This is a genomic window from Pseudomonas sp. ERMR1:02 (assembly GCF_002277815.1).
In the GTDB taxonomy this organism is placed as follows: domain Bacteria; phylum Pseudomonadota; class Gammaproteobacteria; order Pseudomonadales; family Pseudomonadaceae; genus Aquipseudomonas.
In genome coordinates, this window is sequence record NZ_NKJI01000006.1 from 174,358 (window position 1) to 187,406 (window position 13,049).

Below are 13,049 nucleotides of genomic sequence, written 5' to 3' on the forward strand. Positions count from 1 at the left end.
CCCGTGGGTGCACCGTGATGACCAGCAACACTGATTCGCAGTTTCGCGACATTCGTGTCGACAGCGATGACCTTGAGGCCGCCAGAAGCTGGATGTCCGGTATCTGCGGGCCCCATCGACTCGTGACCGCGACGCCCGAGCGGATCCGCTTTCATCACAACGCCAATATGTTCAAGTCGATGGCCACGACCCTGGGCACCATCGAATACGGCACCGATGTCACCATTGATATCGAAGATGCCGAGCACTTCAGCAGTTACAGCCTGAGCTTGCCCCTGGTGGGCGAGCAGGAGTTGAGCAAGAACGGCAGCGTGGTGAAGTCTGACCGCGACCAGGGGGTGATCATTTCCCCGAATGAAAATCAGCTGCTGGCTATCTCCGGGGATTGCCGCAAGGTCCAGGTGGTGATCACCCGCCTTGCGATGAGCGAATCCCTTGAAGGTCTGCTGCAACGCCCGTTGGATGCACCGCTGCGCTTCGAACCGGTGATGGATGCGGTCGACGGCGCGTCGGCCTCGTGGTGGCGCATGGCGCGTTACTTCATTGCCGAACTGGAACGCAGCAGCGAGCTCTACGAGCAGGTGGCCTTCACCCGGGACATCGAAAGTTCGCTGATCAAGGGCCTGATCCTCGCCCAGCCGAACAACTACTCAGAAGAGTTGCGCGAGGTGTTGGGCGTGAAGCTGCCGCACTACCTGATCAGGGCGCGGCAATACATCCACGACAACGCCCGCGAGGCGCTGCACCTGGAGGACATTGAAGCGGCGTCTGGGGTTTCGCGCTTCAAGCTGTTCGAAGCGTTCAAGAAGTACTTTGCGTTGTCACCGATGGTCTACCTGAAAAAATACCGCTTGAACGCCGTGCGCCAGGAGATTCTTGAGCATGGCTCAGCGCGTAATATTTCGGGGATCGCCATGGGTTGGGGTTTCACCCACCTGGGTCGTTTTTCCGCCGAGTACCGCAAGCTGTTCGACGAATCCCCCAGCATGACCTTGCAGCGCAACGAAGCCCGACGCATGCGCGGCTTCTGAGGGGCGCTTGTAGGAGCTGGCTTGCCAGCGAAAGCGGTTGCTCGGTCGACATCTTCAGCGGCTGAAAGAACGCCTTCGCTGCGGTGCGGCGATCCGACAAGCCAGCGCCTACACAAATGCGTACACACTAGGACCTTTTGGACACCCCCAAATCTGTAGGAGCCGGCTTGCTGGCGAAGGCGTTTTCATTGGCGCTGCACGACGCAAGGCCGCCTTCGCTGCGGTGCGGCGATCCGACAAGCCAGCTCCTACAGTAAATCGATGTAAGCCCCTTACTTGCGCACAACCAGATCCAGCAACTCTTCCCGCTCCTTGATTTTCTGCAGGACGATTTCCGAGCGGATATCGGTGACACCCGCCGTGCGGTTCAGGTGGTTGACGATGAAATCGGAGAAGTGTTTGAGGTTGCGCGCCTGGACCCGCAGCACATAGTTGCTTGCCCCCGTGATCACATACGCAGTAACCACTTCCGGCCATGACTGGACCTTCTTGATGAAGGTCTCGTGCCAGCCCTCGACGTCCTGTCGCAATGACACATGGACGATGGCTTCCAGTTCGATTCCCAGCCGCTCGGCATTCAGCACGGCGCGATAGCCGGTGATGATTCCCTCGCTTTCCAGCAGGCGCAATCGGCGTAAACAGGCCGACGGCGAGAGGGCAACTTTCTCCGCCAGTTCCTGGTTGCTGATACGGCCATCCTGTTGCAGTTGATGGAGGATTCGCAGGTCGGTCGAGTCGAGATTCATGGTTGAAATAAATCCGCGGTTAATGGAGTTGGATTCGAATTTTCTGCGAGATAACTACTATAAGGCCGCTTACTTTGCACGAAAATTCTCCAATGCTTCGTTCATTATCTCTCCACCGAAAAGGCGCAAATCTGGCCTGAAATACGAAGTAGAACCTTCTGCCCGCCCCGACGTTTGCGATCTGCCCGGACGGCATGTCTTTCAAAAAACAGGACTCTCAATGACTACAAGAAACGATTGCCTGGCGCTTGATGCTCAGGACTCTTTGGCTGCGCTGCGTCAGCAGTTCGCGCTCCCTGAAGGCGTGATTTACCTCGACGGTAATTCCCTGGGCGCGCGGCCCGTCGCGGCATTGGCCCGGGCTCAGGCGGTGATCGCCGAAGAATGGGGCAATGGCTTGATCCGTAGCTGGAACAGTGCTGGCTGGCGCGATCTGTCCGAGCGTCTGGGCAATCGCCTGGCCGGGCTGATTGGCGCCGGCGACGGTGAAGTCGTGGTGACCGACACCACCTCGATCAACCTGTTCAAGGTGCTCAGCGCCGCGCTGCGTGTGCAGGCTACCCGGTCGCCAACGCGGCGGGTCATCGTCACCGAAGCCAGCAATTTCCCCACGGACCTGTACATCGCCGAAGGTCTGACCGACATGCTGCAGCAGGGCTACACCCTGCGACTGGTGGACAGCCCTGAAGAGCTGCCGCAGGCAATTGACCAGGACACGGCGGTGGTCATGCTCACCCATGTCAATTACAAGACCGGCTACATGCACGACATGCAAGCCCTGACCGCGCTCACTCACGAGTGTGGCGCGCTGGCGATCTGGGACCTGGCGCACTCCGCCGGGGCGGTACCGGTCGATCTGCATCAGGCGGGTGCCGACTACGCCATTGGTTGCACGTACAAATACCTCAATGGTGGTCCCGGTTCACAGGCGTTTGTCTGGGTATCGCCGCAGCTGTGCGATCTGGTACCGCAGCCGCTGTCGGGCTGGTTCGGCCATTCGCGGCAGTTCGCCATGGAGTCGCGCTACGAGCCGAGCAATGGCATCGCTCGCTATCTGTGCGGCACTCAGCCGATTACTTCTCTGGCGATGGTCGAGTGCGGGCTGGATGTCTTCGCCCAGACCGACATGGCCAGCCTGCGCCGTAAGTCCCTGGCCTTGACCGACCTGTTTATCGAACTGGTCGAGCAACGTTGCGCCGCTCATGAATTGACCTTGATCACCCCGCGTGAACACGCCAAACGTGGCAGTCACGTCAGTTTTGAGCACCCCGAAGGTTATGCAGTGATTCAGGCCCTGATCGCCCGCGGCGTGATCGGTGATTACCGCGAGCCGCGGATCATGCGCTTCGGCTTCACCCCGCTGTACACGACCTTCACCGAGGTCTGGGATGCAGTGCAGATCCTCGGCGAAATTCTCGATGATAAAACCTGGGCGCAAGCGCAATTCCAGGTTCGCCACAGCGTCACCTAATCCCTCCACCGTTCACGTCTTGCTGCCGGGACCTTCCTGGCAGCAAGGCTTCGGTCGTCGCCAATAAAGAGTTCTGTGCAAACACAATAATAAGGAGCACGCAGAATGAAGTTGTCCCTCTGGCCCGCCTTGCCGCTCGCCATCACCAGTTGCCTCGGGCAAATATCCTATGCCGCCGCCGACAAGGGATTCGTCGAAGACAGCAGCCTGACCCTGACCAACCGTAACTTCTATTTCTATCGCAACAACCTCAACAATCCGGGTGGCCAGAATTATCGGGATGAATGGGCCCACGGGATCATGCTCGACTACCGTTCCGGTTTTACCCAGGGCACGGTGGGTTTCGGGGTCGATGCCTATGCGCAGTTGGGGATCAAACTCGACAGCGGCAGGGGGCGTACCGGCACCGGTTTGCTGCCGGTCGATTCAGATGGCCGTCCCGAGGATGAGTACTCCGAAGCGGGTGGCGCACTCAAGGCGCGGATCTCCCGTACCGAGCTCAAATACGGCAACCTGACCCCGCTCAACCCGGTGTTCGGCACCGGCAATGCGCGACTGTTCACCTCCGTGGCCAACGGCTTTCAGTTGACCAGTAACGAACTCAAAGCACTGCAACTCGACATCGGTCATTTCACTTCCGGCAATGACAGTAACTCGACCAACGCCGATGGTGCCCTCAAGGCGCTCTATGCCGGGGTGGAAACCCGCAGCGTCGATTATCTGGGGGGCAGTTATGCCGTAAACGATCAACTGAGCGTCAGCCTGTACGGTTCGCAGTTCACCGATATCTGGCGGCAGTACTACGCCAACACCAACTACACCTTTGCCCTGAGCGAAGGCCAGTCGCTGAACCTGGATTTCAATATTTACCGCACTAACGACGATGGCCAAAGCCTGGCCGGCAAGATCGACAACACCACCTGGTCGCTGGCCACTGCCTACAAGTTCGGCGCCCATCGATTGACCCTGGCGTATCAACGCGTCGATGGCGATGAGCCGTTCGACTATCTGGGGTTCGATCAGCAGCCGGGCACTTCGATTTTCCTCGCCAACTCGGTTCAGGTGCTCGACTTCAACGCCCCCAACGAACGTTCCTGGCAACTGCGCTACGACCTGGATATGGCGGCGTTCGGGGTGCCGGGCCTGAGCTTCATGTCGCGCTACGTCAGCGGTGACCATATCGACGACAGCCACTACGACGGCGGCCCCAACGGCGCCTATGGACGTTACGGCGATGACGGCAAGCGCTGGGAACGCGACATCGAAGCGCGCTACGTCGTGCAGTCGGGCTCGGCCCGTGATCTGTCGGTGCGGGTGCGTCAAGCCAGTGTGCGTTCGACCGCTCAAGTGGCCCGGGCGGACACCACGGACAACAACGAAATCCGCGTCATTTTCGAATATCCACTGAGTATTTTCTGATCCGTGTCCTGCTGTGCGTGGCTGATCCCCACCGCTGATTCCCAACCGCAGTACCAACGACGTGCTCTTCAAGAAAGACAATATTCAGAGGACATAAAAATGGCTGATAACGCCGGATTTGAAACGATATCCAACCGTGAGCAGGGCCTGCGACGTCAGTTGACGTCGGGGCAGATGAGCATGATCGCCATTGGCGGTGCGATTGGCACCGGGTTGTTCATGGGCAGTGCCTACGCGATCGGGTACGCCGGGCCGAGCGTGCTGCTCAGCTACGCCATTGGCGCCATCATCACGTTGCTGTTGATGGGTTGCCTGGCGGAAATGACCGTGGCCCATTCGACTTCGGGTTCGTTCGGTGCCTATGCCGAATTCTATGTCAGCCCGCTGGCCGGGTTCCTGGTGCGCTATGCCTATTGGGCGGCGATCGTACTGGCGGTCGGTACCGAAGTGACGGCCGTGGCGATGTACATGAAGTACTGGTTCGCCAATGTGCCGGAGTGGATCTGGATAGTCTCGTTTTCCAGTGTGCTGATCGTGCTGAACGCCATCAGCGTGAAGACATTCGGCACCTTCGAATACTGGTTCTCGACCATCAAGATCGGCGCGATTGTCGGCTTCATCATTCTCGCGGTGTATGTGGTGTTCGGCTCCGGCAACCCGGAATACGGCGTACACAATTACACCGCGCATGGTGGCTTTTTCCCTCATGGCCTGCAAGGAATGTGGGTCGCGGTGATTGTGTCGATCTTCAGCTACCTGAGTGTGGAGATGATCGCGGTAGCCGCCGGCGAAGCGCAGGACCCGGAGCAGGCCGTGAAGAAGGCTTTTCGCGCGACCATCGTGCGACTGGTGGTGTTCTATCTGCTGACCCTGGCGCTGATGCTGGCGATCGTGCCTTGGGTCCAGGCCGGTCACGCCCAGAGCCCGTTCGTCACGGTCATGCAAGCCATCGGTATTCCCGGCGCGACCGGCGTGATGAATTTCGTGATCCTGATCGCGGCGTTGTCAGCGATGAACAGCCAGTTGTACATCACCACGCGCATGATGTTCAGCCTGTCCCGTGGCGGTTACGCACCCAAGTCCATGGGCAAACTGAGCAAGACCGGTATCCCGCTGAACGCATTGTTGCTGTCCAGTTCGGGCATTGCCCTGGCGACCTTGCTCAACATCCTGTATCCGGATAGCTCGTTCACCTTGATGATGGCGATCTCCATGTTCGGCGCCATCTTCACCTGGTTCATGATCTTCCTGACGCACTACTGTTTCCGCCGTTATCACCAGCGCCATGGCGAGCGCAAACTGTCCTTCCGCATGCGTCTGTTTCCGTACACGACGTTGCTGGGTTTGGTGCTGATGGGCGCGGTGATGATCACCACCTACTTCACCGAAGCCTTCAGGATGACATTGGTTTTCGGTGTGCCGTTTCTGCTGCTGCTAACGGTTGTCTACGGCCTGTTTTCAGAAAGCCCAAGACCGTCGCGGCGTTGAGTCCACTGCCGAAGGCGTAGACCGCGGGCTTCATTGCCGGACGGTGGTCTTCAACGACTGCCGAGCCGGCATTGATCCTCGGCATGAGCGAGACTGGCCTCGAAGGCCTCCAGCTCGCCATGCAGCCGTTGCAGTGAGTCGATGCTGTTCATCAGTTCGCGTTTCTTGTCCGCAATGGCTGCCCGGGCCAGTTCCAGGGTAAGTACTTCGCCTGGGTGTCGGTCGAACATTGCCTGCATCTCCTTGAGCCTGAAACCCAGTTGCTGGGCACACTTGATGAAAATCAGCAGCTCCACGCTTTGCTCGGTGTAGATCCGGTAGTTGCCCTGGCGTTGGGCGGCGGGTAACAAGCCGATGGCTTCGTAGTGGCGGATACTCTTGACGGTACATCCCGATAGCTGCGCAGCCTTGCCGATGAACATGAAAAATCCTTCTTCGAATGTCCATGTCAGTGTGCCCGAATGGGCGGCCCGCCGCATTCAACCATGGGAGATAGCCTGCGCCTGTTTTAGCCAGATATCCCTTTGCGTGGCCTTGGAGCCGAGAATCGGGCCGAAGGTCAGGGTTCTAGTCGGTTTGATGCCGCAAAACTCCAGGGTGGTCTTGCGAACCTGGTGCAGCCCGGGCATGCGGTAAAACCAGCGGTAATACCAGGGCGGTGTGTCCATGGTCACCAGCAAATGAGCCGTACGGCCTAGAAGGAGTTTGTCGGGAAAGGCTTTGCCCTGGCGATATTTGAAAGCGAAACCCGGCAGGAACACCCGATCGAAAAAGCCCTTGAGCAAGGCCGGAATCCCACCCCACCAGATTGGATAGACCAGCGTCAGGTGTTCGGCCCACAGGATGTCTGCCTGCGCCTGAAGCAAATCGCCTTCCAGTGGCTGGACCTGTTGATAACCTTCACGCAGCACCGGGTCAAATATCATGTTGCCCAAAAACAACTGGCGTACCTCATGTCCGGCGCGCAACGCCGACTGTGCGTAGCGCTCGGCGAGGGCGCCGCAGAAGCTGTGGCTTGAAGGGTGGCCGAGAATGACCAGTATGCGTTTGCCCACGGTTCTGTCCCTGAAAATGAAACCTCAAGGGTAAAGTCTGCCCCTCAGGGGAGAGTCAAGGCGTGCAGCAAGGCCTTGGCGTAACCGGGCAACGTTGCGAAGTCGCGGGCGCAGATCAAGAGTTTGCGTTGGGCCCAGGGCTCTTGCAGGACGAGGCTGGTGAACGGCTGTTTGCCAGACCCGCGTTCGACCGCCGCAAGGGGCACTATCGCCAGCCCCGCCCCCCGGGCCACCATGCGCATCACCCCATCGAAACCCTCGGCGCGGATGCGGATCTGCATGCGTGAGCCGACGTGCAGCGCCTGTTCCTCCAGATACACGGCCAACGCGCTGTTGGCGTTCAAGCCGACGTAGTCGTAATGCAGTGAGTCGGCAAAACTTAACGATGCGGCGTTTGCCTGCGGGTGATCTCCGGGCACGATCAGCACCAGCGGATCATCGCGAAACGGCACTGTTTGCAGGTCATCGGTATCGACCGCGTCGGACACGATACCCAGGTCCGCCGCACCTTGGCGCAAGGCGTGGGTGATGCGCGAGCTGGGCATTTCTTGCAAATCGATGTCGAGGTTGGGGTGATCGCGCAGAAAATCGGCGAGCAGCTCCGGCAGGTATTCGGTGATTGCCGTGGTGTTGCACAGCAAGCGGATCTGGCCTTTGACACCGTTGGCGTATTCGGCCAGGTCCTGTTGCATGCGCTCGGCCTGTTGCAGCAGGGTGCGGGCGTGCTGTGCCAGGGCTTTGCCGGCAGGTGTCGGCGTGACGCCGCGACGGCCGCGCTGCAGAAATTCGATGCCCATTGAAGCTTCCATGGTCCGGATACGCGCACTGGCGGCCGCCAGGGACAGGTGACTGCGAGCGGCGCCGGCGGTGATGTTGCCGGTGTCGAGGATGTTCAGGTAGAGGCGCAGGTCGGTCAGGTCGAAGTGCATTGTGGCAATCCAGAGAGGTGTGGCGTCAGTGCGGACGCCTTCGCGGGCAAGCCCGCTCCCACAGTGGATTTGTGTTGGATACAAAATTTGCATTCGCCGCAAAACCCTGTGGGAGCGGGCTTGCCCGCGAAGGCGTCGGCAGCTTCAACTTATGCCTCTTGTTATGGCAGAGGCACCCTCAGTATATGGCAGATTTTCAACCGGCCATTCCAGGCTCACCATAGCCCCATGAATACACTCGCCGCGTTCTACCAAAACCTCGGTCTGGCCCTCTCTATGCTGGTCATCGCCACCTTCCTACTGGCTGGCATGATCAAAGGTGTGATCGGTCTCGGCCTGCCGACCATTGCCATGGGCTTGCTCGGTCTGGCTATGGCGCCGTCGCAGGCTGCGGCGCTGTTGATCATCCCGGCCACGCTGACCAATGTCTGGCAATTGGCATTCGGCGGGCATCTGCTCGGGCTGATCAAACGACTGTGGCCGATGTTGCTGGCCATCTTCATCGGCACCGGTGCCGGCACGCTTTGGATCGGCATGGCCGGTGGGCATTGGGTGGTGCGGGGATTGGGCGCGGCGTTGTTGCTCTATGCCTTGAGCGGATTGTTTCTGCCGACCTTGCGCGTCAGCAGGCGCAGCGAACACTGGCTCGGTCCGCTGTGCGGCATGTTGACCGGCATCATCACCTCGGCCACGGGCGTGTTCGTAATCCCCGCGGTGCCATACCTGCAAGCGCTGGGTTTGAGCAAGGATGAGCTGGTGCAAGCGCTGGGATTGTCGTTCACCGTCTCCACCCTGGCATTGGCCGGCGGGCTGTTATGGCGCGGCGCCCTCGGCGGTGGCGAGTTGAGTGCGTCGCTGCTGGCGCTGATCCCGGCGGTGCTCGGCATGTGGCTGGGGCAGTGGCTGCGCCAGCGGATCAGCGCCGTGTTGTTCAAGCGCGTGTTCTTCATTGGCCTTGGATTGCTGGGCGGTCATTTGTTGATCAGCAGTTAGCGGCTAGCGGTTATTGGACGGGGGGCTGATCATCTCGATGGCGCGGATCTCGAAATCCCGCTCCAGATATTCATCGCGCTGCTCAAGAAACTGCTTCATGTGCGGCAGATTCGAATGCACATCGAGGTGAGCCTGGGACTGCCAGATTTCATAGAAGATAAACAGGGTCGGGTCCTGTTTATCGCGCAGCATGTGGTACTCGATGCAACCAGGTTCGGCGCGACTTGCTTCTACATAACTGCTGAAAAACCCTTCGAAGGCGTCGGATTTTTCCGGACGGGTCTTGGCGTGCAGGATAAAGCCTTGCATTTCACTCATGAAAATCGCTCCTCAGGTCAGAATCGGCGCCAGTCTAAGGCAACAATCGCCTGATGATTCGTGCGTATGGGTCAAATGAATGTTGCGCAACGAGCGCTTTTTCCGCGTGAACCAGATCGTTAATCTGCCGCCATCCAGTTTCTGACCTTCCCGAGATCACTGATGAAAAAAGTACTGTTGCTCAATGGCGGCAAAAAATTCGCCCACTCCGATGGCCTTTATAATTTCACGCTGCACGAGGCCGCCTTGAGCGTGCTGGACCGTGGCGGTGTGGATGTGAAGACCACGTTCATCGACGAGGGCTACGACGTCGCTGAAGAAGTCGCGAAATTCCTCTGGGCCGACGTGATCATTTACCAGATGCCCGGCTGGTGGATGGGCGCGCCGTGGACCGTCAAGAAGTACCTCGACGAGGTTTTCACCGAAGGTCATGGCAGCCTCTACGCCAGCGACGGCCGTACCCGTTCCGATGCGTCGCAGAAATACGGCAGCGGCGGCCTGATTCAGGGCAAACAGTACATGCTGTCGCTGACCTGGAACGCACCGCAGCAAGCCTTCGACGACCCGACCGACTTCTTCGAAGCCAAGGGCGTGGATGCGGTGTACTTCCCGTTCCACAAGGCCAACGAATTTCTTGGCATGACCGGGTTGCCGACCTTTCTGTGTGTGGACGTGATGAAACGCCCGAACATCGAGGGCGATGTGGCGCGGTATGAGCGGCATTTGACTGAGGTGTTTGGCCTTAAGGCGTAACGCTCGGCTACTATCGAAAGCCTGAGCCGGGCCGCTTCTCGTAGGAGCGAGGCTTGCCCGCGAAGGCGCCCTCAAGATCGCCTTCGCGGGCAAGCCTCGCTCCTACGCAAAGCGGTTCAGCGGCATTAATAGGCGGGGCTACTGATAAAGGGACGCACGTGAAAGCCAGATCCGATGAGTTGCAGATCTTCGTCTGCGTAATTGAGTGCGGGTCGATTTCGGCTGCGGCCGAGCAGGTCGGGCAGACGCCGTCGGCGGTCAGCCGCACGCTGTCGCGGCTGGAGGCCAAGCTCGATACGACGTTGATCAACCGCACCACTCGGCGCATGGACCTCACCGAGGAGGGCAAGTATTTCTTCGAGCACGCCAAGCTGATTCTCGATCAGATGGATGAACTCGAAGAGCGCTTGTCCTCCCGCCAGCAAACACCGTCCGGGCGTTTGCGCATCAATGCCGCATCGCCTTTCATGCTGCACGCCATCGTGCCCTACATCGACGAATTCCGCCGGCTTTACCCCGAGATCCAGCTCGAACTCAACAGCAACGACCTGATCATCGACCTGCTTGAGCAAAGCACCGACATTGCCATCCGGATCGGCATACTGGCCGACTCGACCCTGCACGCTCGGTCCCTGGGGAGCAGCCCGCTGCACATCGTCGCAAGCCCCGGCTACCTGGAAAAGCATGGCACGCCGATGGAAGTGGCCGATCTGACCCACCATACGCTGCTGGGCTTCACCCAGAACGAAGGCCTCAACCAATGGCCGTTGCGCTATGTACACGGTGATCGCTGGCCGATCGAGGCGTCGCTCAGCGCATCCAGCGGCGAGACCATTCGCCACCTGGCGCTGGAAGGGCAGGGCATCGCCAGCCTGTCGCATTACATGACCATCGAAGACATTCGTGCCGGGCGCTTGAAAGTGTTGCTGGCAGAGTTCAATAGCGGTTATCGCCAGCCAATCAACGCGGTGTACTACCGTAACTCGCAGCTGGCCTTGCGGATCCAGTGTTTCCTGGACTTCATCCAGGGCAAGTTGGCGCTGTACGCGAGTTCGGATTTCAAGGACTGATGGGGGATCCCTGCGCAAGGTGCTGAACCTGCGTGAGCCGTGGTGGAGTGGATTCGCAGCGAGATGGTGTGAGTTCGCTTTAGACCGCGTCATCGTTCTTCGCGGGCAAGCCTCGCTCCTACAGCGAAGGCATTTCTGAAGTCCCAAAAACTGGCCGGGTTGCCCTCGATTCCGTAACATCCGCACATTCTTTCTCGCTAGTCCCCGCGGTCCTCCATGAAACCAAAACACCTGCGCGCCGATGCCCTGGCCGGCCTCACCACGTCTTTTGCCCTGTTGCCCGAATGCATCGCCTTTGCGCTGGTGGCTCACCTCAATCCGCTGATGGGGCTGTACGGCGCGTTCATCATTTGCACGCTGACCGCACTCTTCGGTGGTCGGCCGGGGATGGTGTCCGGTGCCGCCGGATCGATGGCGGTGGTGATTGTCGCGCTGGTGGTGCAGCACGGTGTGCAGTACCTGCTGGCCACCGTGTTACTGGGCGGGTTGATCATGACGGCGTTCGGCTTGCTCAAGCTCGGCAAACTGGTGCGAATGGTGCCGCATCCGGTGATGCTCGGTTTCGTCAACGGCCTGGCGATCATCATTGCCCTGGCGCAGTTGGAGCATTTCAAAAGTGGCGAGAGCTGGCTGAGCGGTACGCCGCTGTACATCATGATCGGATTGGTGGCGGTGACGATGGTGATCGTCTACGTGTTGCCCCGCCTGACTCGCGCGGTGCCGCCGGCACTGGCGGCGATCCTGGGTGTCGGCCTGGCGGTTTATCTACTGGGCCTGCCGACCCGCACCCTCGGCGACATGGCGCATATCGCTGGCGGTTTGCCGACGTTTGCCTTGCCGGACATTGCGTGGAACCTGCAAACCCTGCGCATCATCGCCCCGTACGCGATCCTGATGGCACTGGTCGGTCTGCTGGAAACCCTGCTGACCCTGAACCTCACTGACGAGATCACCGAAAGTCGTGGTTACCCGGACCGCGAGTGTGTCGCGCTGGGGGCGGCGAATGTGGTGTCCGGCGTGTTCGGCGGCATGGGCGGCTGCGCCATGATCGGCCAGACCGTGATCAACCTCAGCTCCGGCGGGCGTGGGCGCTTGTCCGGCGTGGTGGCCGGGGTGTCGATTCTGCTGTTCATCTTGTTTCTGTCGCCGCTGATTGAGCGCATTCCGTTGGCGGCGCTGGTCGGGGTTATGTTCGTGGTGTCGCAGCAGACCTTCGCCTGGGCTTCGCTGCGGGTGGTGAACAAGGTTCCGCTCAATGATGTGCTGGTGATCATCGCGGTCACCGTGATCACGGTGTTTACCGACCTCGCCACGGCCGTGCTGTGCGGGATCATCATCGCCGCGCTGAATTTCGCCTGGCAGCAGGCTCGCGAACTCTATGCCGACAGCCACCTTGAAGCTGACGGCAGCAAGCTTTACCTGCTGCATGGCACGCTGTTCTTTGCCTCGACGACACCGTTCCTCAATCAATTCGATCCAGCCAACGACCCGTCGGTGGTGACGATCGACTGTCGCCATTTGAGCTTCGTCGACTACTCGGCCATCGCCGCACTCAAGACGCTGCGCGAACGCTACGAAAAGGCCGGCAAGCATCTTCGGGTGCTGCACCTGTCCGAGCGTTGCAAGAAACTGCTCAAGCGTGCGCGGGTGGATCACGAATGACTAACCGACCAACTCACCAACCAACTAACCACCGACACTGATCGTTCCCACGCTCTGCGTGGGAATGCAGCCCGGGACGCTCTGCGTCCCCTTCGAAAGCTGGAACGCGGAGCG

General features: G+C 59.6%; 13 protein-coding genes. 8 read left to right on the forward strand and 5 right to left on the reverse strand.

Annotated elements, in window-relative coordinates:
- Positions 1-17: 17 nt before the first annotated feature.
- The gene (locus CES87_RS13590) at positions 18-1,031 is read left to right on the forward strand and encodes a helix-turn-helix domain-containing protein (RefSeq protein ID WP_128606506.1); all 1,014 of its coding nucleotides are present in this window, start codon (positions 18-20) and stop codon (positions 1,029-1,031) included.
- Between the two features lie 272 nt (positions 1,032-1,303).
- Here the strand turns inward: CES87_RS13590 and CES87_RS13595 are convergent, their stop codons facing one another.
- Positions 1,304-1,777 (reverse strand): Lrp/AsnC family transcriptional regulator, encoded by a 474-nt coding sequence (locus CES87_RS13595; RefSeq protein ID WP_128606507.1) that lies wholly within the window; start codon positions 1,775-1,777, stop codon positions 1,304-1,306.
- Between the two features lie 220 nt (positions 1,778-1,997).
- Here CES87_RS13595 and kynU point away from each other — a divergent pair, with 220 nt between their 5' ends.
- The 3 genes from kynU (at position 1,998) to CES87_RS13610 (ending at position 6,155) form a co-directional block, all read left to right on the forward strand.
- Complete coding sequence (gene kynU, locus CES87_RS13600; protein WP_128606508.1) at positions 1,998-3,248, forward strand: kynureninase; 1,251 nt, start codon at positions 1,998-2,000, stop codon at positions 3,246-3,248.
- A gap of 105 nt (positions 3,249-3,353) precedes the next feature.
- On the forward strand, positions 3,354-4,667 hold the full coding sequence (locus tag CES87_RS13605; protein WP_128606509.1) for an OprD family porin: 1,314 nt from the start codon (positions 3,354-3,356) through the stop codon (positions 4,665-4,667).
- Between the two features lie 99 nt (positions 4,668-4,766).
- Positions 4,767-6,155 carry an amino acid permease gene (locus CES87_RS13610; RefSeq protein ID WP_128606510.1) on the forward strand — a complete coding sequence of 463 codons (1,389 nt, stop codon included), beginning with the start codon at positions 4,767-4,769 and terminating at the stop codon, positions 6,153-6,155.
- 50 nt (positions 6,156-6,205) lie between these two features.
- Here CES87_RS13610 and CES87_RS13615 read toward each other — a convergent pair whose 3' ends face one another.
- Genes CES87_RS13615 through CES87_RS13625 form a run of 3 tightly spaced genes read right to left on the reverse strand, consistent with a single transcriptional unit; the run spans position 6,206 to position 8,139 of the window.
- Positions 6,206-6,577, reverse strand: a complete 372-nt coding sequence (locus CES87_RS13615) for a MerR family transcriptional regulator (RefSeq protein ID WP_128606511.1) — start codon at positions 6,575-6,577, stop codon at positions 6,206-6,208.
- A 57-nt stretch (positions 6,578-6,634) separates the two neighbouring features.
- Complete coding sequence (locus tag CES87_RS13620; protein WP_128606512.1) at positions 6,635-7,210, reverse strand: NAD(P)H-dependent oxidoreductase; 576 nt, start codon at positions 7,208-7,210, stop codon at positions 6,635-6,637.
- A 44-nt stretch (positions 7,211-7,254) separates the two neighbouring features.
- Positions 7,255-8,139 carry a LysR substrate-binding domain-containing protein gene (locus CES87_RS13625; RefSeq protein WP_128606513.1) on the reverse strand — a complete coding sequence of 295 codons (885 nt, stop codon included), beginning with the start codon at positions 8,137-8,139 and terminating at the stop codon, positions 7,255-7,257.
- 228 nt (positions 8,140-8,367) lie between these two features.
- Between CES87_RS13625 and CES87_RS13630 the strand changes: the two genes are divergently transcribed.
- Positions 8,368-9,132, forward strand: a complete 765-nt coding sequence (locus CES87_RS13630) for a sulfite exporter TauE/SafE family protein (protein WP_128606514.1) — start codon at positions 8,368-8,370, stop codon at positions 9,130-9,132.
- Positions 9,133-9,135: 3 nt separating this feature from the next.
- Here the strand turns inward: CES87_RS13630 and CES87_RS13635 are convergent, their stop codons facing one another.
- On the reverse strand, positions 9,136-9,450 hold the full coding sequence (locus CES87_RS13635; RefSeq protein ID WP_128606515.1) for a putative quinol monooxygenase: 315 nt from the start codon (positions 9,448-9,450) through the stop codon (positions 9,136-9,138).
- A 162-nt stretch (positions 9,451-9,612) separates the two neighbouring features.
- On the opposite strand from CES87_RS13635, the gene CES87_RS13640 reads away from it, so the two are divergent.
- The 3 genes from CES87_RS13640 to CES87_RS13650 all read left to right on the forward strand — a co-directional run bounded on the left by CES87_RS13640 (position 9,613) and on the right by CES87_RS13650 (position 12,935).
- Positions 9,613-10,203, forward strand: a complete 591-nt coding sequence (locus CES87_RS13640; RefSeq protein WP_128606516.1) for an NAD(P)H-dependent oxidoreductase — start codon at positions 9,613-9,615, stop codon at positions 10,201-10,203.
- 158 nt (positions 10,204-10,361) lie between these two features.
- Positions 10,362-11,273, forward strand: a complete 912-nt coding sequence (locus CES87_RS13645; protein ID WP_128606517.1) for a LysR family transcriptional regulator — start codon at positions 10,362-10,364, stop codon at positions 11,271-11,273.
- A 216-nt stretch (positions 11,274-11,489) separates the two neighbouring features.
- Positions 11,490-12,935 (forward strand): SulP family inorganic anion transporter, encoded by a 1,446-nt coding sequence (locus CES87_RS13650; protein WP_128606518.1) that lies wholly within the window; start codon positions 11,490-11,492, stop codon positions 12,933-12,935.
- Positions 12,936-13,049 lie beyond the last annotated feature (114 nt).

What these genes read in the sequence shown, in the direction of transcription:
- CES87_RS13590 (WP_128606506.1), top strand. Translation starts at nt 18, where the DNA reads ATGACCAGCAACACTGATTCGCAGTTTCGCGACATTCGTGTCGACAGC.
- CES87_RS13595 (WP_128606507.1), bottom strand. Translation starts at nt 1,777, where the DNA reads ATGAATCTCGACTCGACCGACCTGCGAATCCTCCATCAACTGCAACAG.
- kynU (WP_128606508.1), top strand. Translation starts at nt 1,998, where the DNA reads ATGACTACAAGAAACGATTGCCTGGCGCTTGATGCTCAGGACTCTTTG.
- CES87_RS13605 (WP_128606509.1), top strand. Translation starts at nt 3,354, where the DNA reads ATGAAGTTGTCCCTCTGGCCCGCCTTGCCGCTCGCCATCACCAGTTGC.
- CES87_RS13610 (WP_128606510.1), top strand. Translation starts at nt 4,767, where the DNA reads ATGGCTGATAACGCCGGATTTGAAACGATATCCAACCGTGAGCAGGGC.
- CES87_RS13615 (WP_128606511.1), bottom strand. Translation starts at nt 6,577, where the DNA reads ATGTTCATCGGCAAGGCTGCGCAGCTATCGGGATGTACCGTCAAGAGT.
- CES87_RS13625 (WP_128606513.1), bottom strand. Translation starts at nt 8,139, where the DNA reads ATGCACTTCGACCTGACCGACCTGCGCCTCTACCTGAACATCCTCGAC.
- CES87_RS13630 (WP_128606514.1), top strand. Translation starts at nt 8,368, where the DNA reads ATGAATACACTCGCCGCGTTCTACCAAAACCTCGGTCTGGCCCTCTCT.
- CES87_RS13635 (WP_128606515.1), bottom strand. Translation starts at nt 9,450, where the DNA reads ATGAGTGAAATGCAAGGCTTTATCCTGCACGCCAAGACCCGTCCGGAA.
- CES87_RS13640 (WP_128606516.1), top strand. Translation starts at nt 9,613, where the DNA reads ATGAAAAAAGTACTGTTGCTCAATGGCGGCAAAAAATTCGCCCACTCC.
- CES87_RS13650 (WP_128606518.1), top strand. Translation starts at nt 11,490, where the DNA reads ATGAAACCAAAACACCTGCGCGCCGATGCCCTGGCCGGCCTCACCACG.